Annotated in this window: 23 protein-coding genes; 15 read left to right on the top strand and 8 right to left on the bottom strand. The window is 72.3% G+C overall.

Translation table 11 applies throughout. From position 1 onward, the window contains the following. Positions 1-28 precede the first annotated feature (28 nt). Both A4R43_RS05620 and A4R43_RS05615 read left to right on the top strand, forming a co-directional pair. The gene (locus tag A4R43_RS05620; RefSeq protein WP_113691327.1) at positions 29-535 is read left to right on the top strand and encodes a metallophosphoesterase family protein; all 507 of its coding nucleotides are present in this window, start codon (positions 29-31) and stop codon (positions 533-535) included. Further along, on the top strand, positions 532-879 hold the full coding sequence (locus tag A4R43_RS05615) for a sporulation protein (protein WP_113691326.1): 348 nt from the start codon (positions 532-534) through the stop codon (positions 877-879). Before A4R43_RS05620 ends, A4R43_RS05615 begins: the two co-directional genes overlap by 4 nt. Here the strand turns inward: A4R43_RS05615 and A4R43_RS05610 are convergent. Next, complete coding sequence (locus A4R43_RS05610) at positions 816-1850, bottom strand: LacI family DNA-binding transcriptional regulator (protein WP_113691325.1); 1035 nt, start codon at positions 1848-1850, stop codon at positions 816-818. The two genes, A4R43_RS05615 and A4R43_RS05610, sit on opposite strands and share 64 nt — an antisense overlap. Before the next feature lie 73 nt (positions 1851-1923). Between A4R43_RS05610 and A4R43_RS05605 the strand changes: the two genes are divergently transcribed. After that, entirely contained in the window at positions 1924-3966 is a 2043-nt protein-coding gene (locus A4R43_RS05605; RefSeq protein ID WP_113691324.1) for a bifunctional aldolase/short-chain dehydrogenase, read from the top strand. After that, a complete protein-coding gene (locus A4R43_RS05600) occupies positions 3966-5324 on the top strand; it encodes a rhamnulokinase (protein ID WP_113691323.1) in 1359 nt (452 codons plus the stop codon). Before A4R43_RS05605 ends, A4R43_RS05600 begins: the two co-directional genes overlap by 1 nt. Before the next feature lie 101 nt (positions 5325-5425). On the opposite strand, the gene A4R43_RS05595 is transcribed toward A4R43_RS05600, so the two are convergent. Beyond that, on the bottom strand, positions 5426-8068 hold the full coding sequence (locus A4R43_RS05595) for an NPCBM/NEW2 domain-containing protein (RefSeq protein WP_113691322.1): 2643 nt from the start codon (positions 8066-8068) through the stop codon (positions 5426-5428). 206 nt (positions 8069-8274) lie between these two features. Here A4R43_RS05595 and A4R43_RS05590 point away from each other — a divergent pair, with 206 nt between their 5' ends. Together A4R43_RS05590 and A4R43_RS05585 are read left to right on the top strand one after the other, a co-directional pair. Then, complete coding sequence (locus tag A4R43_RS05590) at positions 8275-9054, top strand: DeoR/GlpR family DNA-binding transcription regulator (protein WP_113691321.1); 780 nt, start codon at positions 8275-8277, stop codon at positions 9052-9054. 154 nt (positions 9055-9208) lie between these two features. After that, positions 9209-10099 carry a glycoside hydrolase family 16 protein gene (locus tag A4R43_RS05585; protein WP_113691320.1) on the top strand — a complete coding sequence of 297 codons (891 nt, stop codon included), beginning with the start codon at positions 9209-9211 and terminating at the stop codon, positions 10097-10099. A 24-nt stretch (positions 10100-10123) separates the two neighbouring features. Here the strand turns inward: A4R43_RS05585 and A4R43_RS05580 are convergent, their stop codons facing one another. Then, positions 10124-11665 carry an AMP-binding protein gene (locus A4R43_RS05580; RefSeq protein ID WP_113691319.1) on the bottom strand — a complete coding sequence of 514 codons (1542 nt, stop codon included), beginning with the start codon at positions 11663-11665 and terminating at the stop codon, positions 10124-10126. A 99-nt stretch (positions 11666-11764) separates the two neighbouring features. Beyond that, on the bottom strand, positions 11765-12994 hold the full coding sequence (locus A4R43_RS05575; RefSeq protein WP_113691318.1) for a PucR family transcriptional regulator: 1230 nt from the start codon (positions 12992-12994) through the stop codon (positions 11765-11767). A gap of 50 nt (positions 12995-13044) precedes the next feature. Here A4R43_RS05575 and A4R43_RS05570 point away from each other — a divergent pair, with 50 nt between their 5' ends. The 8 genes from A4R43_RS05570 (at position 13045) to surE (ending at position 20749) form a co-directional block, all read left to right on the top strand. After that, positions 13045-13428 (top strand): YybH family protein, encoded by a 384-nt coding sequence (locus A4R43_RS05570; RefSeq protein WP_113691317.1) that lies wholly within the window; start codon positions 13045-13047, stop codon positions 13426-13428. A gap of 9 nt (positions 13429-13437) precedes the next feature. Beyond that, positions 13438-14367, top strand: coding sequence for an RluA family pseudouridine synthase (locus A4R43_RS05565; protein WP_113691316.1), 930 nt, complete (start codon positions 13438-13440; stop codon positions 14365-14367). Between the two features lie 99 nt (positions 14368-14466). Beyond that, the gene (locus tag A4R43_RS05560; RefSeq protein WP_113691315.1) at positions 14467-15561 is read left to right on the top strand and encodes an Rv2629 family ribosome hibernation factor; all 1095 of its coding nucleotides are present in this window, start codon (positions 14467-14469) and stop codon (positions 15559-15561) included. A gap of 21 nt (positions 15562-15582) precedes the next feature. Beyond that, positions 15583-15759, top strand: a complete 177-nt coding sequence (locus A4R43_RS43180; RefSeq protein ID WP_205215249.1) for a hypothetical protein — start codon at positions 15583-15585, stop codon at positions 15757-15759. 354 nt (positions 15760-16113) lie between these two features. Beyond that, on the top strand, positions 16114-16491 hold the full coding sequence (locus tag A4R43_RS05555) for an STAS domain-containing protein (protein WP_162788330.1): 378 nt from the start codon (positions 16114-16116) through the stop codon (positions 16489-16491). 75 nt (positions 16492-16566) lie between these two features. Continuing rightward, positions 16567-19065 carry an ATP-dependent Clp protease ATP-binding subunit gene (locus tag A4R43_RS05550; RefSeq protein WP_113691313.1) on the top strand — a complete coding sequence of 833 codons (2499 nt, stop codon included), beginning with the start codon at positions 16567-16569 and terminating at the stop codon, positions 19063-19065. Continuing rightward, on the top strand, positions 19062-20006 hold the full coding sequence (locus A4R43_RS05545) for a 1-phosphofructokinase family hexose kinase (protein WP_236808790.1): 945 nt from the start codon (positions 19062-19064) through the stop codon (positions 20004-20006). The genes A4R43_RS05550 and A4R43_RS05545 overlap by 4 nt, the downstream gene beginning before the upstream one ends. After that, a complete protein-coding gene (gene surE, locus A4R43_RS05540; RefSeq protein ID WP_113691311.1) occupies positions 20003-20749 on the top strand; it encodes a 5'/3'-nucleotidase SurE in 747 nt (248 codons plus the stop codon). The genes A4R43_RS05545 and surE overlap by 4 nt, the downstream gene beginning before the upstream one ends. A gap of 63 nt (positions 20750-20812) precedes the next feature. Here surE and A4R43_RS43805 read toward each other — a convergent pair whose 3' ends face one another. Next, the gene (locus A4R43_RS43805) at positions 20813-21184 is read right to left on the bottom strand and encodes an STAS domain-containing protein (protein WP_236808789.1); all 372 of its coding nucleotides are present in this window, start codon (positions 21182-21184) and stop codon (positions 20813-20815) included. Between the two features lie 349 nt (positions 21185-21533). Between A4R43_RS43805 and A4R43_RS05530 the strand changes: the two genes are divergently transcribed. Continuing rightward, positions 21534-21887, top strand: coding sequence for an STAS domain-containing protein (locus A4R43_RS05530; protein WP_113691309.1), 354 nt, complete (start codon positions 21534-21536; stop codon positions 21885-21887). Here the strand turns inward: A4R43_RS05530 and A4R43_RS05525 are convergent. The 3 genes from A4R43_RS05525 to A4R43_RS05515 are packed head-to-tail and all read right to left on the bottom strand — an operon-like array spanning position 21880 to position 23810. Then, the gene (locus tag A4R43_RS05525; RefSeq protein ID WP_236808788.1) at positions 21880-22257 is read right to left on the bottom strand and encodes a response regulator; all 378 of its coding nucleotides are present in this window, start codon (positions 22255-22257) and stop codon (positions 21880-21882) included. The two genes, A4R43_RS05530 and A4R43_RS05525, sit on opposite strands and share 8 nt — an antisense overlap. 10 nt (positions 22258-22267) lie before the next feature. Beyond that, the gene (locus A4R43_RS05520; protein ID WP_113691307.1) at positions 22268-23413 is read right to left on the bottom strand and encodes a PAS domain-containing sensor histidine kinase; all 1146 of its coding nucleotides are present in this window, start codon (positions 23411-23413) and stop codon (positions 22268-22270) included. Next, positions 23406-23810 carry an ATP-binding protein gene (locus A4R43_RS05515; RefSeq protein WP_162788329.1) on the bottom strand — a complete coding sequence of 135 codons (405 nt, stop codon included), beginning with the start codon at positions 23808-23810 and terminating at the stop codon, positions 23406-23408. The genes A4R43_RS05520 and A4R43_RS05515 overlap by 8 nt, the downstream gene beginning before the upstream one ends. Between the last annotated feature and the right edge of the window lie 48 nt (positions 23811-23858).

Here is a 23858-nt window from a genome sequence, read left to right as displayed (position 1 = left end):
GCGGTCATTCTGCCCCTAAGGTCGAAGCATGCGCCTGCTGATCATCTCCGACACGCACGTGCCCCAGCGGGCCCGCCGCCTGCCCGGCGAGATCTGGGAGCGCGCCGAGGCGGCGGACGTGGTGGTGCACGCCGGCGACTGGGTCGAGGTCGCGCTGCTCGACGAACTCGAGCGCCGCTCGAAGCGGCTGATCGGCGTGTACGGCAACAACGACGGCCCCGAACTGCGCGCCCGCCTGCCCGAGGTGGCCCGCGCCGAACTGGACGGGCTGCGGCTGGCCGTGGTGCACGAAACCGGCCCGGCGAAAGGCCGGGAAGCCCGCTGCGCCAAGGCCTATCCGGACACCGACGTGCTCGTGTTCGGGCACAGCCACATCCCGTGGGACAGCGAGACCGGCACCGGGCTGCGCCTGCTCAACCCCGGCTCCCCCACCGACCGCCGCCGCCAGCCGCACCACACCTATCTGACCGCGGTCGTCGCACGCGGCGAGCTGACCGAGGTCGAGCTGCACACCGTGGACCGAGGAGCGCAGTGAACATTCCGGAACTGATCGGCTCGGCCTGGAATTCGCTCACCGCCAAGCGGGTCTACGGCGAGCCGTACGAGGCCGACGGTGTGGTGGTCATCCCCGCGGCCACCGTCTGGGGTGGCGGGGGCGGCGGTGACGGCCTCGACGGGCAGCGGGCCCAGGGCGCGGGTTTCGGCGTGATCGCGCACGCCACCGGCGCCTACGAGATCAAGGGCGGCCGGGTCCGCTGGGTACCGGCGATCGACCTGAACCGGCTGGTCACCGCCACCGCCGCGGTCGCGGTGACCTACCTGCTGACCCGGTCGCGCCGCACCCGCGTGGAGTCGCGCACCACCAGTTCCGGGGTGTAGACCACGGTCTGGTGCTCGTGCTCGGCCGCGTCGGCCGCGTCATCGGCGGTCTCGGCGATGATCAGCTCCGCGGCGGTCTTCCCGAGCCGCGTGGCGGGCTGGCGCACCGAGGTGAGCGGCACCGCGGCCGCCGCGGCGAACTCGATGTCGTCGTACCCGACGATCGCCATCTCCTCCGGCACGCGCACCCCGGCCGCCACCATCGCCTGCAGCACACCGAGCGCGAGCAGGTCGTTGGCGCAGAACACCGCGGTGGGCCGCGGGCTGATGCCGAGCACGCGCGCCCCCGCGTCCCGCCCCGAAGCCACGTCGAGCGCCTCGGACTCCAGCACGGTGAAGGTGCGGCCCGGCGCGGGTGCTTCGGCCAGCGCCGCCCGCGCCCCGGCTTCGCGGTCGCGGCACTGCGCGAGCAACTGCGGCCCGTTGACGAAGGCGATGTGCGTGTGCCCGGCCTCGATCAGGTGCCGGGCCGCGAGCGCGCCGCCCGCCACGTCGTCCACCGACACCGAGCACGCGTCGGAGTTCGGCATCTTGCGATCGACGAACACGTACGGGATCCCGCTGCGGCGGAAGTTCTCCAGGCTCTCCCCCGCCGAGGCGACCGGGCTGAGCAGCACCCCGCGCACCCGCTGCTCGGCGAGCATCGCCAGGTGCCCGGCCTCGCGGTCGACCCGCTGGCCGCTGTTGCAGGTGATCACGTTCAGCCCTTCGGCCTGCGCCGCCTGCTCGGCGCCCTGCGCCACGTCGACGAAGAACGGGTTGCCCAGGTCCAGCACCAGCACGGCCAGCGTCCGGCTGCGACCGGCCCGCAGCTGCCGCGCCGACTCGTCGCGGACGTAGCCGAGTTCCTGGATCACCGACAGCACCCGGGACCTGGTCGCGGCCGACACCACGTGCGGCCGGTTCACCACGTTCGAGACCGTGCCGATGGAAACCCCGGCGATCCGGGCCACGTCCTTAATGCCGACCATACTTGCTCTCCGTCACACCGAACCCTAACATGCGGATGAAACGTTTCAACCTCACCGACGCGGGGGACGTGCGATGCCCGAGCCGAGCCAGGAAACCATCGAACGGCTGCTGACCAGGTCCCACCGGCTGGGCGCCGACCCGGCGAACACGAACTACGCGGGCGGCAACACCTCCGCCAAGGGCGTGGCCACCGACCCGGCCTCCGGCGAGGACGTGGAACTGTTGTGGGTCAAGGGATCCGGCGGCGACCTCGGCACGCTCGCCGAATCCGGGCTGGCCGTGCTGCGGCTCGACCGGCTGCGCGGGCTGACCCGCGTCTACCCCGGGCCGGAGCGCGAGGACGAGATGGTCGCCGCGTTCGACTACTGCCTGCACGGACGCGGCGGCGCGGCCCCGTCGATCGACACCGCGATGCACGGCCTGGTCGATTCCGCGCACGTAGACCACCTCCACCCGGATTCCGGGATCGCGCTGGCGACCGCCGCCGACGGGGAAAAACTCACCGAACGCTGCTTCGGTGACCGGGTGGTGTGGGTGCCGTGGCGGCGGCCGGGTTTCCAGCTGGGACTGGACATCGCCGAGCTGAAGGCCGCCAATCCGCAAGCCATCGGCTGCATTCTCGGCGGCCACGGAATCACCGCATGGGGTGAAACTTCCGACGAGTGCGAGGCGCGTTCACTGGAGATCATCCGCACCGCGGCGGAGTTCCTGGCCGAAAACGGACGCGCGGAACCGTTCGGCCCGCGCATCGCCGAATACGAGCCACTGCCCGACGCCGAGCGACGGGCCCGTGCCGCCGCGCTGGCACCGGTGCTGCGCGGGCTCGCGTCCACCGATCGGCGTCAGCTCGGGCACTTCACCGATTCGGCCGTGGTGCTGGACTTCCTGGCCGGTGCCGAACACCCGCGGCTGGCCGCGCTCGGCACCTCCTGCCCGGACCACTTCCTGCGCACCAAGGTCCGGCCGATGGTGCTCGACCTGCCGCCGTCCGCGCCGCTGGAGCAGACCATCGAGCGGCTGCGCGAGTTGCACGAGGATTACCGCGCGGACTACCGCGCCTACTACGAGCGGCACGCCGAGCCGGACTCCCCCGCGATGCGCGGCGCCGACCCGGCGATCGTGCTCGTGCCGGGCGTGGGCATGTTCTCCTTCGGCGCGGACGCGCAGACCGCGCGCGTGGCCGGGGAGTTCTACGTCAACGCGATCAACGTGATGCGCGGTGCGGAGTCGGTGTCGGCCTATGCGCCCATTCCGGAAAGCGAGAAGTTCCGGATCGAGTACTGGTCGCTCGAAGAGGCCAAGCTGCGCCGTCGTCCGGCACCCAAGCCGCTGGCGGGCCGGGTCGCGCTGGTCACCGGCGGCGGTTCCGGCATCGGCAAGGCGACCGTGCGACGCCTCGCCGCCGAGGGCGCGTGTGTGGTGGTCGCGGACCGCGCCTTCGACGCCGCACAGGAGGTCGCCGGCGAACTCGGCCGCGACACCGCGGTCGCGGTGCGCGCGGACGTCACCGACGAGGACGAGGTCGGCGCCGCCTTCGCCGCGGGCGCGCTCGCGTTCGGCGGGATCGACCTGGTGGTCAACAACGCCGGGCTGTCGGTTTCCAAGCCACTGCTGGAAACCAGCGCGGCCGACTGGGACCTCCAGCACGACGTGATGGCCCGCGGCTCGTTCCTGGTCTCGCGTGAGGCGGCGCGGCAGATGGTCGCGCAGGGGCTCGGCGGGGACCTGGTCTACATCGTCAGCAAGAACTCGGTGTTCGCCGGGCCGAGCAACGTCGCCTACGGGGCGGCCAAGGCGGACCAGGCCCACCAGGTGCGCCTGCTCGCCGCCGAACTCGGTGAGCACGGCATCCGGGTCAACGGCGTGAACCCGGACGGGGTGGTCCGCGGGTCGGGCATCTTCGCCGGTGGCTGGGGCGCGCAGCGGGCCGCGGTCTACGGCGTCGAAGAGGAGGAACTGGGCGCGTTCTACGCGAAGCGGACGCTGCTCAAGCGGGAGGTGCTGCCCGAGCACGTGGCCAACGCGGTCTTCGTGCTGACGGCGGGCGAACTCGGGCACACCACCGGCCTGCACGTGCCGGTGGACGCCGGGGTCGCCGCGGCCTTCCTCCGCTGATGGCCGAGGTCTTCGCGGCGGTCGACCTCGGCGCGTCCAGCGGCCGCGTGGTGACCGGGCGGTTCGGTGACGGCGGGCTGGAACTGGCCGAGGTGCACCGGTTCCCGAACGAGCCGGTGCGGTGCCGCGGCACCCTGCGCTGGGACATCCGCTCCCTCTACAAAGGACTCACCGACGGCCTGCGGGCGGCGGTCGAGCGGCACGGCGAGCTGTCCGGGATCGGCATCGACACCTGGGCGGTGGACTACGGCCTGCTCGACGCGTCCGGCACGCTGCTCGCGGATCCGGCGCACTACCGGGATACGCGCACCGCGGCGGGCGTGGACCGAGTGCACGCGGTGGTGCCACCCGCGCGGCTGTACGCCACCACCGGCATCCAGTTCCAGCCGTTCAACACGGTTTTCCAACTGGCCGCCGAGGAGCTGGCCGCCGTTTCGTCGGTGGTACTGATCCCGGATCTGCTGTCGTACTGGCTGACCGGTGAGCTGGGCACGGAGCGGACGAACGCCTCCACGACCGGGCTGCTCGATCCGCGCACCGGCGAGTGGTCGGCCGAGTTGTTCGGCGAACTCGGGCTGCGCCAGGACCTTTTCCCGCCGCTGCGGGATCCGGGCGTGGCTGCGGGCAGCTACGAAGGCTGCCCGGTGTACACCGTGGGTTCGCACGACACGGCTTCGGCGGTGGTCGCGGTCCCGGCGGCGAGTGACCGGTTCGCCTACATTTCGTGCGGGACGTGGTCGCTGGTCGGGCTGGAGCTGGACGAGCCGGTGCTCACCGAGCAGGCGCGGCTGGCGAACTTCACGAACGAGCGCGGGGTGGACGGCAAGATCCGGTTCCTGCGGAACGTGATGGGCCTGTGGTTGCTGCAGGAGGTGCAGCGGGAACTGGGCCTGGGGCTCGGCTACCTGCTGGACGCCGCCGCCAGGTCGGCGCCGGGCCGCAGCGTCGTCGACGCGACGGACCCGCGGTTCCTGCCGCCGGGCGGGATGGCCGCGCGGATCACCGCGGCCTGCCGGGAAACCGGGCAGCCGGAGCCGCGCGACCCCGGCGAACTGGCGCGGTGCGTGCTGGACAGCCTGGCGGTCGCCTACCGCGAGGCCATCGCCGACGCCACCCGCCTTTCCGGCCACCAGGTCGATGCCATCCACCTGGTCGGCGGCGGTGCCCGGAACGAACTGCTGTGCAGGCTGACCGCCGAAGCCTGTGGGGTGCCGGTGTACGCGGGCCCCACCGAAGCCACGGCGGCGGGCAACCTGCTGGTACAGGCGCGTGCCGCCGGTGCCCTCGACGGCTCACTTCAGGACCTGCGCACCCTGCTACGGGCGACGCATCCGCCGCACCCGCACCACCCGGAATGAATCGTTTCACTACTCCGGGCTGACGCTATGAATGTGGCTTTCATTGCGCCAGACGCTATGAAAGCCACTTTCATAGCGTCTGGCTGCCCCCCCCGCTGGGGTCAGCGGAGGCAGGTCAGGCGCGGGACGGCCCAGTCCGTGTGGTCGTGGTTCTTCCCGTCCCCGCCGTCGGTGGTGCGCAGCGTCAGCATCCGCACCCCGCGCACATCGGCCCGCACAGCCAACGCCGCGTCGCCGCCGCGCAGTACCGGGGTCGCCGCGAGCGGGGCACCGTCGCCCAGCACCTCGAACACCGCCGAGCCGGGTTCGGTGGTCTCGTCGTCGAGCCCGGCCAGCGCGGTGAACTCCTGGCAGCCGCGTCCCAAGTAGACGGTCACCTCGCTCGGCGCGTGCGTGCCGAGCCCCTTTTCGTACGTGACACCGCCGATCCGCAGCGGGTTCCCGTCCCCGGCCGCCTGGTCGTTGACCGAGCGGTTCCGCTCCACCGGCCCCCAGCCGTTGGCCGCCGACACGAACGGCAGATCACTCACCAGCGCCCCATCCGACGGCACCGGCGGCGGCACAAAAACCTCGACCGCCTCCGCCACGTGCACCTCCGGCCAGTCCAGCGACGGGTCCAGGAAGTCCGCCGCGATCGGGACCTCGTGCTTCCCGGTCCCCGCCCCGGCCGTCACCGTCCACTTGCCACTCAGCACCTGCCCCGGCCGGAACTCGGCCGCCCGCACCGGTTCCCCGGCCAGCGACCATCCACTCGGGACTCGCGGCGCCAGCACCACGTCCCGCACCACCCGATCCGACTCCAGCCTGAATTCCGCGCTGATCTCGAACGACGAACCCGGCTCCCGATCACCGGCGTCCGCCGGGCTGATCGTCAGCGAAGTCGACGGCACCTGCTGGATCGGCTGGTCACAGGTGGTCCGCCCCGGCTCGGCACGGCAGGCCATCGCCGCGAAGCCACCGTTCGCCGGCACTGCGTAGCTCAGGCTGTCCGACGACCGCACCACCCGGCTTTCCCGCCGCACGTCGACGGAACCCGGCACGTCCCGGACCGTCTCCACCAGCCACTCCCCCGCACCGAGGAACGCCAGCGGCGTGGTCACCGTCCGCGCGGGCCCGGCGGTGATCGCGCCGACGAACCACCGGTCACCGGCCCGCCTGGCCAGCGCCGCCTCGTCGCCCGGATACCCGCTCAGGTACCGCGTTTCGTCCCACGTGGTCGGCACCTGGTCGAGGAACCGCAGCGCGTTCGGGTGCCGGTCGTACGCTTCGGGCTTGTCAGCGAAGTGCTGCCACCCCGATTCGTACAGCACCGGCAGCGCCACCTCGTGCCCCACGCTCGACGTCCGCGGCCCGACCTCCAGCGCCACCGGCGTGAAGTCCATCGAGCCGACCACGTTGCGGGTGAACGGGTGCACCGGGTTGTTCGCCGGCTGCGGCAGCTGCTCCTGCCCGTGGATCGCCTCCATGGTCATCAGATGCGGCCAGGTCCTGGCCAGCCCGTGCGGAATGGTCGAACCATGGAAGTTGATCATCAGCTCGAGCGCCGCGGTGTCCGCCAGGATCGCGTCGTACCACTGGTAGCGCGCCTGGGTGTCGGACTCCATGAAGTCCACCTTGACGCCCTTGACCCCCCACGCCTTCACCTTCGGCAGGATCTCGGCGCGCTTCTCCGGCGTGTCCAGCGTCTGCCAGTGGAACCACAGCAGCACCTCGACACCACGGGCGCGCGCGTACCGCGTCAGCTCCGGCACCCAGTCCTCGCTCCAGCCCTCGTCGACCAGCACGTACGGCCAGCCGTTGCGGGCGGCGAAGTCCACGTAGACCTTCTGCCGTTCGAAGTCACGCGGGCTCTGGTGCTCGCTCAGCCACGACCACGCCGACTTGCCGGGCCGGATCCACGACGTGTCCGCGATCTTCGACGGGGTGGCCAGGTCGTCGACCAGTGTGGATTCGGTGACCGTGGCGAGGTCGCCGATGATCGCGGTGCGCCAGGGAGTCCGTGACGTGGTGACCCGCTCGTCGGCGAGTTTCACCGTGTAGTCCGGCGATCCGGCCTCGTGCACCAGCCTGCTGCCCGAGTACGAACCGTCCACATCGGACTCGGTGAGCAGGGCGAAGTCCGTGCCGGAGCGGAACAGCGACGGGTGGCCGTACTCCCCCGACGCCGCGCCGGCCGCCGTGGTCTCGACGCGCTGGTTCTCGTACTGCGGGTTGTAGGGCAGCAGCCAGGCGGTGGCGTCCGGAGCCAGGCGGTACGCCGACGCCTCGCCGGTGACCACCGTGCCGCCCTCGTCCGGCAGCAGGTAGCGGTAGGCGACACCGTCGTCGGACACGCGGACCAGCAGCTCGAACCGCGCGTCCCCGGCAGCCAGCCGGAACCGCGTCTCCCGCGCGCGGACCGCCCGGTCGTGCCGCTTGCCGGTGGTCATCGTGTAGCGCTCGGCGACAATGCGCTGGCTCTGCCCGAGCACCCGCAGGTCACGGCTCAGGTCGGCGCGCTCGGTGCGCAGGCCGAGCGGCGCCGGGGCCAGCACGGTCCGGCCTTGCCGTGCCGCCGAAAGCTTCAGCGTGCCCGCTTCCAGGGTGAGTTCGGCGGTCACCGGCGACCGCGACGAAGGCCCGGTGACCGTCCAGTGCGCCGCCGCGGCGGCGGGTTCCGCCGACACCACGGCCAGTGGGAGCACCACCGCCAGCGCGAGCAGGAAGGAAATGAAGGCCCGGCCCGGCCATGACAACAGCGTCATCGGAGCGCTCCTCAGGATCGGCACGGATGTCAACGTTGTCATCGGGTCGGTGCCGCAGTACGGACGATCTTCACAGCAAAGCGGAGGAATAACCCGGGCGCAAGCGTCCGTTCGGCGCACGCGTCGAACACCGGTGGTAATCACCATTCACCGATCGCCTCGGTTCGGCGCTAGGAATCCGCTTTTCCCTCCGTTAGCGTGCGGCCATGTTCGCCGCCGAACGCCGTCAGGTCATCGTCGAACTCGTCCGCTCGAACGGGGCCGTCTCCCTGCGCGAACTCGCCCGCATCGTGCAGGCCAGCGAGGTCACCGTGCGCCGGGACCTGCGGCAGCTGGCCGCGGAGGGGGTGCTGGCGCGCAGGCACGGCGGCGCGGTCGCCACCAGCCGCACCTCCTACGAGCCGAGTTGCACGGAGAAGGCCAAGGTGGCGGGCGCGCAGAAGGAGGCGATCGCCGCGCTGGCCGCGGAACTGGTCTCCCCCGGCGACTCGGTGGCGCTCGGGCCGGGCACCACCACGCAGGCGCTGGCCAAGCGGCTGGTCCGCACCGGCGAGCTGACCGTGGTGACGAATTCCCTGCTCGTGGCGCAGATCATCGCGCAGGCGCCGGGCGTGGAGGTGCTGATGCCGGGCGGCACGCTGCGCGCGTCGATCTTCGCCACGGTGGGCAGCGCGGCCGAAGCCGGGCTCTCGCAGTTGCGGGTGCGGCACGCCTTCCTCTCCGGCAACGGGCTGACCGCGGCACGCGGGCTGTCCACCCCGAATCCCGCGGTGGCCGGGGCCGACCGGGCACTGGCCGCCGCCGCGGAGCGGGTGGTGGTGCTCGCCGACTCGACCAAGATCGGCGCCGACGCCATGGTCCAGACCATCCCGCCGGCGCGGATCCACCGGCTGGTCACCGACGACGCCGCCGATCCGGCCGAGCTGGACGGCCTGCGCGCGGCGGGTGCCGAGATCGAACTGGCCGCCGTCGCGGCGAATGGCTGACCGTTTCCCGTCCGCAAACGATCAACCTCGGACATCGGCGCGCCGGGGCTTGCGAATGCCCGCATCAGCGCGCGTTAATGGGTGTCCGGACGAATCACCGCCACAATTCTCCGGCGCCTTTTCTCGCCTGTCCCCGCGAACCCAAGGACGTGAAATGAACCGCCGAATTCCCGTGGCCGCCCGAGCCCTGCTCACCGCCGCCACCGCGGCCTGCCTGTGCGCCCCGCCCGCCTCCGCCACCGAGGCGGCGTGCTCCGGCGTGCTGTTCGACGACTTCGCCTACGACTCCCACACCGACCCGAGGCTCGCGCAACGCGGCTGGCAGCTGCGCAACGGCGGGGGCGGACCGGGGGTGGGCGGCTGGTCGGCGGCGAACGCGAGCTTCCCGGTGGTGGACGGGCAGCCGGTGCTGCAGTTGTCCGCGCACACGGACGGCACCACCGGCGGCACCAGCCAGGCCGAGGTGATGCACCAGCGGAAGTTCTTCGAGGGCACCTATTCCGCGCGCGTCCGGTTCAGCGACGCACCGGTCGAGGGCGCCGACGGCGACCACCTGGTCCAGACCTTCTTCACCATCACCCCGCTCGCCTTCCCGAACGACCCGGACTACGGCGAGCTGGACTTCGAGTACCTGCCCAACGGCGGCTGGGGCGAGCCCGGTTCGACGATGTTCCTGACGAGCTGGGAGACCTACCAGCCGGACCCGTGGGTGGCCGACAACCGCAGCACCGCCGTGCGGTCCGGGTTCGCCGGCTGGCAGACGCTGACCGTGCAGGTCTCCGGCGGCACGCTGCGGTACTTCGTCGGCGACCAGCTGGTGGCCACGCACGACGGGCACGTCTACCCGGAAACCCCGATGATGATCGCCTTCCAGGAGTGGTTCATCGACCACGCCGCGCATTCCGGCGGCCGCAGCACCTACCAGACCCAGAACGACTGGGTCTACTACGCGGCGAACGAGGTGCTCTCCCCCGCCGGCGCGGCCAACCGGGTAAACGAGTTGCGAGCGAACGGAACCACGCACCGCGACACCGCCACCTGCTAGGGAAACCGTCCGTTATGGAGTGACCTACCCGGTGCGGGCCCGCAGGCGCGGCTTGTCGTGCTTGCCCACCGCGGTCAGCGGGATGGCGTCCACGAAGTCGACGCGGCGGGGTGCCAGCGCCTCGCCGCGGCGTTGCGCCACCCAGGTGATCAGGTCCTCGGCACTGACGGTGGCGGCCGGGTCGGCGACCACCACCGCGTGCACCACCTCACCGCGCCCGTCGTCCGGGGCGCCGAACACACACGCGTCACGTACCGCCGGATGGGTGATCAGGCCGTCTTCCACCTGTTTGGGGAACACCGTGACACCCGCCGACCGGATCGTCTCGCGCTGCCGGTCGGCCAGGTGCAGGAAGCCGCCTTCGTCGAAATGCCCGAAGTCGCCCGTGTACAGCCGTCCGCCGCGCAGCGCTCGTTCGGTGTCGGCGTACCGGTTCCAGTAACGCACCATCACGTGCGGCCCGCCGACCACCACCTCACCGCGCTCCCCTGGCCGCACCCGCCTGCCGTCGGGGTCTTCGAGGCGCACGTCGGCGATCGCCACCGGGCGGCCGCACGACGACAGCGGCTCGAGGTGCCCGGTGGCCACCGCGGCGGCGTGGTCGCGCTTGCGCAGCACGGTGACCTGCGTCGGCACCTCGGTCAGGCCGTAGAACTGGGTGAACACCGGACCGCAGCGGTCCATCGCGGCGACCAGCCGGTCCGGGTCGACGCGGCCGCCGCTGTAGACCACGGTGGTCAGCGAAAGCAGTTTCGCGCCCGCGGCCGGGGCGGCGTCCATCAGCGCCGCCAGCCTGTCCGGCGAAAGCAGGGTCGCGGTGATCCGCTCCCGCGCGATCGTCTCGACCAGCCGCTCCGGATCGAACCGCCCGGCCAGCACGTTCGTGCCCCCACGCAGCCACACCGGCAGCACGAACGCGCCCGCGGTGTGCGAAAGCGGGGTGACGTGGGCGAACCGGTCGCCGTCGCCGAGGCCGAGTTCGGCGAGCTGGCTGAACAACGCCGCGAGCACGGTGCGGTGGGTGTGGACCACGCCCTTGGGCTGCCCGGTGGTGCCCGCGGTGTAGTAGATGCCGTACAGATCGGTCGGGAAGACCGGCGGGCCGCCGGGATGGTCGGGCTGGTGGCAGGACAGCCGCTGCCAGCTGTGCCCACCGGGCAGCACGGCTTCGTCGTCGACGGAGACCACGTGCTCGACGCCGGAGGTGCCGCGGATCTGCTGCACGCGACGGGCGTGCGTGGCGTCGTGGACGAGCACCTCCGCACCCGAGTCGCAGACGACGTACTGGTGGTCGGCCACACCGAGGCGCGCGCTGAGCGGGACCACGGCCAGGCCCGCCCACAACGCGCCGTAGTAGACGTCGAGCTGTTCCGGCCGGTCGCTCATCAGGATGGCCACCCGGTCCCCGGTGTCCAGGCCGAGGCCGAGCAGCGCGCGCCCGGCGCGGCGGATGCGGGCCAGCTGCTCGCGATAGGTGATCCGGCGGTCCCCGCAGACCACCGCGGTTTTCGGCCCGTGTGCCGCGGCCGCGCGTTCCACCAGTGCGCCGACGGTCTGCTCGTGCATCCGCTGCCCCTCCCGATTCCCTTGTCCGCCAAGGTAGTTCGGCTCGCGGGGCGGTCCAATGTCGGAACCGGACACCCGCGCGCGGGGATTCCCACAGGTTCAGCCGGCGGCGTCCATGAACGGGGCCTGGCCGGTGTTCCCCAGCGCGCGCCGCAGGCGCAGGGCGACCAGCAGCTCGGTGCGGCGCTCGGCGAGATCGTCGCCGAGCAGTTCGGTGGCGGTGCGCAGGCGCAGCCGGACGGTGTTCTCGTGCACACCCAGCTCGGCCGCCGCCCTGGCCTGCGAGCCGCTGGACAACGCGGCGAGCAGGGTGTCGCGGATGCGGTCGGCGCGCTCGTTCGCCTCGGCCAGCTCACCGAGTTCCTCGGCGACGAACCGGCGCGCGGCCGCGGTGTTCTCCAGCAGGAACGCTTCCAGCCGGACGTCGTTGTACCAGAGGAAATCCGCCGGGTCGGCGAGGCTTTCACGCAGGGCCAGCGCCCGCGTGGCCTCCTCGTGCGCGCGGCGGAACCCGGCGAGCCCGGGCGCCGGGCCACCGGCCACCACCGGCTCGCCGTGCCGCGAGACGGCCCGCCGCAGCACGCCCACCGTCGCCGGATCGACCCGGCCGGGAAAACCGAGCCAGCCCGCGAACAACCCGGGCGCGCGCTCGACCAGCAACGCGGCCGGGGCCTCGGTCTCGTGCCGCAGCCTGGCCAGCCGCCGCTCGGCCTGAAAGCGGTCGCCGAGCAGGAGCAGCCCGACGTGGCAGGCACGCAGGCGGTAACCGAGTTCGTCGTCGAGGAACTGGGTGTGGGCGGGCGGTGAGGCACCGAGCAGTTCGTCGACCAGCGCGCGGCGGCGTTCGGCACCGGTGCGGGCCAGCTCGTTCGACGCCTCGTCGTACCGGGCGCTGACCAGGCCGAGCACGCGCGTGACGTACCCGAACACGGCCGGGGTCCGGTTGCCGATCAGCTCGGTGACCGTGCCCTCGCCGCGTTCGGCGGCCTCGCCGACGATGGTCAGCCAGCGGTCCCAGAACTGCTCCAGCCCGACCCAGTAGGCGCGTTCGAGGTCTTCGAACGGGATGCCGCGCGCGGCGACCACCTCGGCGAAGGCGAGCGCGTGCCCGAGGTCGGGTTCGTCGTGGTGCAGGCGGCCCGCCGCGACATCGGCGAGGAAGCCGATGTTACCGCGAACACACTGACGCAGCTTCAGCTCGAAGGCGGTTTCGTTGACCTGGTGCGGAAAAACGCGCGAAGCGATGGCGTTGTGCACCGTCTCCGCGATGGCAGCAACGTCGCCGGGTTCACCGACTTCGCCGAACTCGTCCGAGGCCGTCGTCCCCACCCCTCCCTGCCGCCGGTCCAGGGTAACGCCGATGTTATGCTCAGGGAGTCATGACCGGTTTTCATGACACACCCCACAACCACCACGCCCGGTACGCGGCCGCCTTCAACGCCGCCGATCCCGCCGCGCTCGACCGCCTCTACGAGGACACCGCGGTGCTCGTCCCGCGGCCCGGCCTGCCGCTGACCGGCGCGGACCGCGAAGCCGCCGAGCGCCACCTGCTCAGCTGGGGCCTGCCGATCGAAGCGAAAACGCGGCACAGCTACGTCGCCGGGGACCTCGCCTTGCTGATCGTCGACTGGTCCATCCGGGGGACAGCGACCGACGGTACCCAGGTGGACCTCTCCGGCACCGCCACCGACGTGCTCCGCCGCGGCAGCGGCGGGCAGTGGCGCTACGCCATCGACAACCCCTTCGGCACGGCCGCGGGTTAGAGTCCACCGATGCGAAGGAAGCTCCGCTCGCCGCTGCCGCAGCGGCACGGCCTCGACCCCGCCCGGCTGCGCCTGCCGGACGAGGGTCCGTGGGCGACCCTTCGCGACCACCTGGTGGAGCGGCTGCCCCGCGTCAGCCCGGCGCGGATCGACGAGTTGCTGGCCGAAGAGCGGATCGTCGGGCTCGACGGTCCGCTCGGGCCCGACACCCCGTTCCGGCCGGGCACCTTCATCTGGTTCCACCGCGACCTGCCCGACGAGGTGCCGGTGCCGTTCGAAATCGGCATCGTGCACCGCGACGACGACCTGCTGGTGGTGGACAAGCCGCATTTCCTGGCCACCATCCCGCGGGGCAGGCACGTGGTGGAGACCGCGCTGGTGCGGCTGCGCCGGGACCTGGACCTGCCGCGGCTGAGCCCGGCGCACCGGCTGGACCGGGTGACCGCCGGGCTGCTGCTGTTCGTGATCCGGCCCGAGCTGCGTGGCGCGTACCAGACGATGTTCCGGGATCGCCTGGTGCGCAAGGAATACGAGGCGATCGCTCCGGTGAACCCCGCACTGGAACTGCCCGCGGTGGTGCGCAGCCGGATCGTCAAGGAACGCGGGGTGCTCGCCGCGCAGGAGGTGCCGGGGCCGCCGAACGCCGAGACCCGCGTGGAACTCGCCGAGACGCGTGGCGGCCTCGGCCGCTACCGCCTGCTGCCCGCGACCGGGCGCACGCACCAGTTGCGGCTGCACCTGAGCGGGCTCGGCATCCCCATTCTCGGCGACGACTTCTACCCCGTGCTCACCGAAACCGCGCTGGACGACTTCCGGCGCCCGCTGCAGCTGCTGGCGAAAACGCTGGAGTTCACCGATCCGGTCAGCGGGCAGCCACGCCGCTTCGAAAGCCGCCGCACGCTCCAGGCGTGGACCGACTTCCCGGCCTGGGCGGCCTGACACAGTCCATAGTGGACTCGTTTGCCGGAAGTTTGCCCGGCTCGATCCGGGGTACCCGGGCGGCGAGAACTTGATCATCCGCGAGCGAAGGAGCGTCCAGTGGACACCACCACGCTGCGTGAGCTGACCGAGGCAGGCGGCCCGTTCGTGTCCGTCTACTTCGAGGACTCGCACGACACCGAGGACGCGGCGAAGCAGCTGGAGCTGAAACGCCGGGACATCCGCGAGCAGCTGGCGGGCAAGGGCGCCGGGGATGACACCATCGAGGCGGTGGACCGCGCGATCCGCGACGGGCGGCCGCCGGTCGGGCGCAGCGGGCGGGCCGTGCTGGCCGCGCGGGACCAGGTGCTGGTCGACGAAGGCCTCGCCGAGCCGCCCGGCGCCACCGAGGTCCGGTTCTCCGAGCTGCCCTACCTGCTGCCGCTGGTCGCGCACTCCGCCATCGGCACGCCGTACCTGGTGGTCATCGCCGACCGCACCGGCGCCGACCTGACCGCGGTGGACGCCAAGGGGCGCAGGCAGTCCGTGGAACGCGTGGACGGTGAGGACCACCCCGTGCACAAGGTGCGCGGCGGTGCCGAAGCCCACCGCGACATCCAGGCGCGGGTGGAGGAGAACGTTCACCGCAACCTGGAGCAGGTCGCCGAGCGGACCGCGAAGCTGGCCGCCGAACTCGGCGCCGAGCTGATCGTGCTCGCCGGTGAGGTGCAGGCGCGCCGCGAGCTGCGGGAGCTGCTGCCCAAGCCCGCCAAGGAGATCGCCACCGAGGTGACCGCCGGCGCCCGCGCCGACGCGGCCACCCCGGGCCAGCTCGACACCGCGATCGGCGAGTTGCTCGCCGGGCGCAGGCTGGCGCGCCTCGACCGGGTGGCGGAACGGTTCCGCGCCGAACTCGGCCGCGCGCCGGGGCTCGCGGTGTCCGGGCTGGAGGGGGTGACCACGGCCCTGCGCGAGGGCAACGTGGAAACCCTGCTGGTCACCGAGCCGGGTGACGCCACGGTGGCGGTCGGCGAAGCAGCGGCGCAGGTGGCGGTGGACAAGGGCGAGCTGGCCGCGTTCGGCGTCGGCACGAGTACGGAGCGCCGGGCGGACGAGGCCCTGCCGGTGGCGGCGGTCTCCGTCGGCGCCGGAATCGTGGTCTTCGACGAACGGCTCGACCTCGCCGAAGGCTTCGGCGCCATCCTGCGGCACTGAGACCCTGGAAAGGAGAAGCCGATGAGCACTCCGGAGCACGACCTCGAAAAGCCCACCGCGGACACCCTGGACCAGCTGCGGCCAGCCAGGCCGGACCAGACCCCGGAACCCACCGGCACCGGGACGCCCCCGCTGGAGGCCGACCCCGCCGACGCCGCGGACCAACGGGAACCCGCCTACCCACGAGACGAGGAGTAGGCGCTCGGGTGCCAGGCCGCCTGGGGCGCCAGAGCCCCGGGCCGCCAGGGCGCTTGGGCCCGCTGGGACGCCGAGCCGCCTGGCCGCGCGGCCGCGCCGCCGGGCCCACCCGACAGCGGGACCGCGGAGGCGCGCCCCGGGTCGCGAGGCATCCGCCGCCGGGTGCCCGCCGCCGCGGCAGGGACACGAATGTGGCTTTCGGGGCGTTATTCGCCCCGAAAGCCACATTCGTGTCCACCCCACCCCCCACCCGGCTCGGTTCCATTTCGGACACTCGGCCGGTTCGGCTTGTGGGGTGGTGGGCACCGGCTTACCGTCGAAAAGTGCAGTAGGGCACCAGGCGGGGAGACGCCCTTGCGAACGGCCGGTGAGGTTTCCATCCACCTCCGCGGGCACCCGGACGGGGTGGCCATCGCGGTGGTGACCGGCGACCTGGACACCGCGAGCGTGCCCGCGCTGGCCGAGGTGCTCGACGAACTGCTCACCGCCCGCCAGGACTTCGTGCTCGACCTGCGCGGGCTCGGCTTCCTCGGCGTAGCCGGGCTCGAACTGCTCCTGGAGACCGCCCGGCGCGGCGCCCAGCACGGCGTCGCCTGGGCGGTGGTGACCTGGGGCTGCGTGGTGGTCAGGGCGGTCGAGGCGATCGGCGTGGCCGGGGTGCTGCCGGTGCACCCCACCCTGATCGACGCGCTCGCCGAGGTGGAGGCGTGGCGGCGGGCGCACGCCCGCTGAACCGGTTTCACCCGCTCCCCCGCCGGGTAGCCGGATGCGGACCGCCCGAACCCCACCCCAGGGAGCGGCCGAGAGATGACCGACTTCTTCCCGCCCGGCGGGAGCCCGCTGGACCAGTTCCTCGCCCAGTTCTTCGGTGAAGCACCGGCCCGCCGCCCGCATTCGGTGGACCTGACCCGCCTGCTCACCGCCCCGGCCAGGGACCTGATCGCGGAAGCCGCGCGGAAGGCGGCCCGGTCGGGCCTGCCGCACGTCAACACCGAGCACCTGCTGATGGCCGCCGCCGAGGCACCGCCGACCCGGCAGCTGCTGGCGCGCGCCGGTGCCCGGCTCAGCGTGCTGGGCCAGCCGGACGGCGACGAGCCCGACGCGCCCGCGCAGGCCCCGGCGTCACTGGCACCCGGTGCCAAGCGCGCCCTGATCGAGGCACACCGGCTCGCCCGCGGCCTCGGTGCGTCCTACATCGGCCCGGAGCACATCCTGCTCGCACTGGCGGGCGATCCCGACTCCACCGCGGGCGAACTGCTCGGCTCGGCGGGTGCCACCGCACCGGCGCTGCACCGCGCGATGACCGAAGGCGGTGACACCCGGCAGCCCATCGGCCCGCGACTGCCCACACTGGACAAGTACGGCCGCGACCTCACCGAGGCCGCCCGCGCCGGCTCGATCGACCCGGTGGTCGGCCGCGACGACGAGATCGAGCAGACCGTCGAGGTGCTTTCCCGCCGCACCAAGAACAACCCGGTGCTGATCGGCGAAGCCGGGGTCGGCAAGACGGCCATCGTGGAGGGCCTCGCCCAGCGCATCGCCGACGGTGACGTGCCGGACGTGCTCGCCGGGCGCAAGGTGGTCCAGCTGGACCTGACCGCGATGGTGGCGGGCACCCGGTACCGCGGTGACTTCGAGGAGCGGATGAGCGCGCTGCTCGACGAAATCCGCCAGCACCGCGACGAACTGGTGGTCTTCATCGACGAGCTGCACACCGTGGCCGGGGCGGGTTCGTCGGAGGGCTCCCCGGGCGCGGGCAACATGCTCAAGCCCGCGCTCGCGCGTGGTGAACTGCACGTGGTCGGCGCGACCACGCTCGACGAGTACCGCGCCGAGATCGAGGGCGATGCCGCCCTGGAGCGCCGGTTCCAGCCGATCCTGGTCCCGGAACCGTCCGTTTCGGACACCCTGGCGATCCTGTGCGGCCTGCGCGACCGGTACGAGGCGCACCACGGCATCCGCTACACCGAGGAAGCACTGCACGCCGCCGCGGAGCTGTCCGACCGCTACCTCACCGAGCGGTTCCTGCCGGACAAGGCGATCGACCTGATCGACCAGGCCGGTGCCCGCGTGCGCCTGCGCAGCGGCCGCCGCACCGGCGAGGTCCGCGACCTGGAGGCCGGGCTCGAACGGCTGCTGCGCGAAAAGGACCAAGCCGTCGCCGAAGAGGACTTCGAACGCGCGTCCACCTTGCGCGACGAGATCCGCCGGACACACGAAGAACTGGCCACCGCCCGCCAGGACGGGCGCGGTGGCGTCATCGAGGTGACCACGGACGACATCGCCGAGGTGGTCTCCAGGCTGACCGGCATCCCGGTGCGCCGCCTCACCGAGGACGAGCGGGATCGGCTGCTGCGCCTGGAAGAGCACCTCCACGAGAAGGTGATCGGCCAGGACGAGGCGGTGACCGCGGTCGCCGAGGCGGTCCGCCGCTCGCGTGCCGGGTTCGCCGAACCGGGCCGCCCGTTCGGCAGTTTCCTGTTCCTCGGCCCGACCGGCGTCGGCAAGACCGAACTGGCGCGGGCGCTGGCCGAGGCGCTCTTCGGCGACGCCGAGCACCTGGTGCGCATCGACATGAGCGAGTACGGCGAGCGGCACACGGTGAGCAGGCTGGTCGGCGCACCGCCCGGCTACGTCGGGCACGAGGACGCCGGGCAGCTGACCGAGGCCGTGCGGCGGCGGCCGTACTCGGTGGTGCTGCTCGACGAGGTGGAGAAGGCGCACCCCGAGATCTTCAACGTGCTGCTGCAGGTGCTCGACGACGGCAGGCTCACCGACACCCGCGGCCGTACCGTCGACTTCGCCAACACCGTGCTGATCATGACCAGCAACCTGGGCTCCGAGCTGATCACCAGCGCCACGCGCGGCGCACTGGGCTTCGCCCCCGCCGACGAGGACGACACCGAGAAACCGTTGCGGGAACGCCTGATGCGGCGCCTGCGCGAGTCGTTCCGGCCGGAGTTCCTGAACCGGATCGACGAGATCATCGTCTTCCGCAAGCTGGCCAGGGAACAGCTGGAGCAGATCACCGAGCTGATGCTGGAGCGCACCCGGCGCCGCGCGCACGCGCAGCGCATCGAGCTGGAGTTCACGCCGGAAGCCGTGGGGTGGCTCAGCCGCGCTGGTTACCAGCCCGAATACGGCGCCCGCCCGATGCGCCGCGCGATCCAGCGCGCGGTGGACAACCGGCTGTCCGACCTGGTGCTCAGCGGTGAGCTGTCGCCGGGGTCCCGCGTGCGGGTGGACGAGCGCGACGGCGAGCTGACCTTCGACGTGGCCGCACTGACAGGAGGAAAACCCGCGTGAGACCGCAGCGACGTGTCATGGTGTTCGCCCCGTCCCCGCAGCTGACGGTGACCATCGAGGAACTGGACGGCATTCCGGAACTGCACCTGCACGCCGGCGGGCAGGGCGTGTGGCAGGCACGCATGGTCGTCTCGCTCGGGGTGCCCGCGGTGCTCTGCGCGGCGCTCGGCGGGGAAACCGGCGACCTGCTCAAGCACCTGATCCCCAACGAGGGCATCGAGCTGGTCACGCAGGAGGCCCACTCCCGCAACGGCGGTTACGTGCACGACCGGCGCGACGACCGCCGCGATCCGGTGGTCGAGGCGCCCGGCGAACCGCTTTCGCGGCACGAGCTGGACGGGTTGTACGAAAAGGCGCTGGTGGAGGGGCTGCGGTCGACCACGGTCACGCTCAGCGGGCCGTCCAGCGGGCAGCCGGTACCCGCCGACATGTACCGCAGGCTGGCCACCGACCTGCGGGCGAACGGCTGCCTGCTGGTGGTCGACCTCTCCGGTGAACTGCTGTCGGCGGCCGTCGAGGGCAAGCCGCAGTTCATCAAGGTCAGCCACGAGGAACTGCTGGAGGACGGGCTGGCCGAGAGCGAGGAACCCGCCGCGCTGGTCGCGGGCATGCGCGAGCTGAGCAGGCGGGCCGACGACGCGTCGGTGGTGGTTTCGCGGGCCGCCGACCCGGCGCTGGCCCTGCTCGAAGGCGAGCTGTTCGAGGTCGAAGCACCGCCGCTGCACCCGATGGATTCGCGGGGCGCGGGTGATTCGATGACCGCCGCGGTGGCCGCCGCGCTCACCGAGGGCGCGTCGCAGCTGGACGCGGTCCGGCTGGGCGCCGCGGCCGGGGCGCTGAACGTGACCCGCCGCGGGCTGGCCACCGGGGGCGGCGACAGCGTCCGCGCGGTCGCCGAACGCGTCGAACTGCGGCGGATGAGGAGCGAGGAGTCCGGATGACGCGCGTGCTGATCACCAACGACGACGGCATCGACTCGCCGGGGCTGGTCACGCTGGCCAGGGCCGCGCTGCGGCACCGGCTCGACGTGGTGGTCGCCGCGCCGCACGAGGAGTCGAGCGGTACCAGCGCCGGGCTGACCGTGCTGGGGGAAGAACCGGTGGCCAAGCCGGTCGAACTCGACGGGCTGCCCGGCGTGCAGTGCCACGCGGTGACCGCGCGGCCCGCGTTCATCGTGCTGTCGGCACGCGGCGGCAGTTTCGGCGACCCGCCGGACGTGGTGCTGTCCGGGGTGAACCGGGGCATCAACGTCGGCCGCGCGGTCCTGCACTCGGGCACCGTCGGCGCCGCGCTCACCGCGGGCATGAACGACCTGCTCGGGCTGGCCGTCTCACTCGAGCACCCGGAGCCGGGCGAGCTGCACTGGGACAGCGCCGAGGAACTGGCCGTGGAGGTCATCCCGCTGCTGCTCGACTCCGCGCCGGGCACCGTGCTCAACCTCAACGTGCCCGCGCTGCCGCCCGCCGAACTGGGCCCGCTCACCCGCGCGTCGCTGGCGTCGGCCGGTTCGGTGCAGACCCGGCTGGAGCAGGCGGGTGAGGCCACCGAGGTGGTGACCACCGTGGTCGACGGCAGCGCCGAGCCGGGCACCGACGCCTACCTGCTGCGGCAGGGCAAGCCCACGGTCACCGCGTTGCGCTCGGTGAGCGAGGACCCGGACTTCACCTGGCCGGCCGGTCGCTGAGGGCACACGCAAGCCAGTGGGGCACCTCCCACGCCGGGAGGTGCCCCACTGGCGCGCTGGAACCTACGCGGACTCGGTCTCGCGGCTCAGTGCCGCTTCGACGGTCTCGTCGATGGTCAGCACCGGCTGCAGACCGGCCGCCTCGATGGCCCTCGGCACCACCCGGCCGGTGGCCACCAGCCGCAGCGGGGTGCCCGCCTCGGCGCACTTCTGCTGGATCTCCACCAGGGCGGCCAGCCCCGAGGAGCCGAGGAAGTTCACCTTGGTGAAGTCGGCGACCACCGGGCGCGGCGGCTTGGCCAGCTCGCGCGCGGTGTCGAACTCGGCGACCAGTGCGGGCACGGTCAGCATGTCGATGTCACCGGACGCGACCACGATCACCGCCGACTCCTCGGCACGGTGTTCCAGCTCCAGCAGCTCGCTGGGCAATGGCACGGGACCTCCCGGGTTTCGGGCTGAACGGAAAGTTTCTCCGCCGGTCTCGGCTGGTCGGGACCGAGCGCGATCGGAAATCCCGGCTGGCTGCTCAACCGGTAGCCCAGATCGTAGCGACCGCACCGGAGCACTGCCATCCGGTACCGGATGCACGAAGTTCCCTCGTCCGGGGTAAGAACGATCACTCGCGCGGGCTGCCTCGGCGGGGGGTGTGGCATTGAGTACGGCGGACAGGGCGCGTACGGTCGGAACCAGCGGTTGAAACCAGCAGCCGACGCACTGGACACGTACCGCATCAGCGTGTCTCCGCCGATCTCCGGGAGTACCGGAGCCGGAAGGAGCGTCCGCCATGACTTTGGCGTTCAGGCGCGACAACCTGACCATCCGGGCCGAGCAGGCCCGCCACCGCCGTACCGTCGCCGTCAGCGGCGAAGTCGATCTCGCCACCAAGCCCGACTTCGACGCCGCGCTCACCGCCGCGCTCGACCCGCCCGCCGAGGTGGTCGTGCTCGACCTCAGCGGCGTGAGCTTCCTCTCCAGTTGCGGGCTGCAGGTCCTGCTGGAACTCCAGGACCGCGCCGACGAGCAGGGCTGCGACCTGCGGGTCGTCTGCGCGAACCGGCCCGTCCGGCGCCCGCTGGAGATCGTCGGGCTCGACCGCAGGCTCCGGCTGTTCACCAGCCGGGAACACGCGCTCAGCTGAGCCGGCCGGCGGCCACCGCCCGTCGCACGGCCGCCACGATCTCGGCGTTGGGCATGCCCTTGAGCACGTATTCGCCGACGCCGGCCTCGCGCATCCGCCTGCGGTGCCCGGCGTCGTCGTAGGCGGAGAAGGCGACCAGCCGCGTGCCGAGCCCGGCCACGCGGCGGGCCACTTCGGCGCCGCCACCGGCGGGCATCCGGACGTCGACGACCGCGACCTCGGGGCGGTGGTGCTCGATCAGCGCCACCGCCTCGTCCACCGTGGCCGCCGCCCCCACCACGGTGAAGTCGCCTTCGGCCTCGAACACGGCCCGCAGTGCCTCGCGGATCAGCAGCTCGTCGTCGGCGATCACCACGGATACGCCAGCCACCCCAGGCACTTCAGCCACCATCCCGCTCATCCCTGGCCGGACCGGGACCGTCCGGGATCCAGCAGCGCACCATCGCGCCCGAACCCGGTTCGCTGATCAGTTCCCACCAGCCGCCGACCGCCTCGGCGCGCTCGCGCATGGCCTGCAGGCCGAAGTGCGTGTCACCGCCGCCGAGCGGGTCGACCACCACGTCGGTGCCGACCCCGTCGTCGGTGATCTCGGTCAGCGTGCCGTGGTCGATCGAGCGGAACCGCACCCGCACGCGGTTCGCCCGCGCGTGCTTCTGCGCGTTGGCCAGCGCCTCGCCGACGATGCGGAAGAGGGTCACCGACGCCTCGGGGGGCGGGTCGTCAGTCAGCTCGACGTCGTCGAGTTCGGTCTCGATGCCCTGCGCGGACAGCTGCCGCAGCTGCGCGCGCACAGCGTCGCCCAGGTCCCGGCCGTCCAGCGCGGGCGGGCGCAACCGCAGCACCAGGTCACGCAGCCTGCCGATGGTCTCGGCGACCGCGGTGTCCAGCGCGCGCACCGCGGGCAGGTGCTCGGCGGGCACCTGCCCGCTGAGCAGCTGCAACCGCATGGACACCGCCGCCATCGCCTGGATGGAGTCGTCGTGCACGTCCCAGGCGATCCGGCGCCGCTCGGCCTCCTGCGCCTCGACCAGGTGGAAGAACAGCCGCCTGCGCTCGACCAGCTCGTTCTCCGCGCGCACGCGCTCGCTGACGTCCCTGGTGACCTTGCCGAAGCCACGCAGCCTGCCCTGGTCGTCGAACAACGCGGTGATCACCACCACCGCCCAGAACCGGCTGCCGTCCTGGCGGACGCGCCAGCCCTCGTCCTCGAACCGGCCCACCTCGGCGGCGACCTCCAGCTCGTGGGCGGGTTTGCCGGCCCGCAGGTCGTCCGGCGGGTAGAACACCGAGAAGTGCTGGCCGATGATCTCGTCCGCGCGGTAGCCCTTGATCCGCTCGGCGCCGGGGTTCCAGGTCGCCACGTACCCACGCGGGTCGAGCATGAAGATGGCGTAGTCCTGGACGCTCTGCACGAACAGGCGGAAGGACTCCCCGGAATACGGGTCCGCCAGCGGATCGGCCTCGGCGGTGTCTTCCCGTTCGTCACGGTCGGACCCGGTCACGGCCGGTGCCCGCAGGTCAGCCATGCCCGTGGGGCGAGGGCAGCCGCATTTCGCACCAGACGACCTTACCCGCGCCCCGCGGGCGCACTCCCCACCGTTGTGACAGCCGTTCCACCAGCGCCAGTCCCCAGCCCCCGTCCGGGCCGCCCGCCTTCGGCCGCGGCGGCAGCGGGTTGCCGTCCTCGCATTCGATCCGGATGCCGCCCGCGGTGCTGGCGATGCTCAGCTTCGGCGCACCACCGGCGTGGCGCACCACGTTCGCGACGAGTTCCGAGGCGATCAGCGTGGCGTCTTCGAAGGGCAGGGTGCCCTGCCAGGCCGACAGCACGCGCGCGACGAACCGGCGGGCTTCGCCTTCGGCGGTGAGGTCGGCCGGTAGCACCGTGGTCGCCGGAGTGGCCCGCGCTGCCCAGCTCAGCATGCTGTCCATCGTGGTTCATCGTCCCCCGTCCGCCGCAGCTCCGGCTAG

Source organism: Amycolatopsis albispora, assembly GCF_003312875.1.
GTDB classification, from domain to species: Bacteria; Actinomycetota; Actinomycetes; order Mycobacteriales; family Pseudonocardiaceae; genus Amycolatopsis; species Amycolatopsis albispora.
The sequence above is the reverse complement of the archived record's forward strand: the minus strand, read 5'-3'. Positions and strand labels throughout refer to the sequence as shown.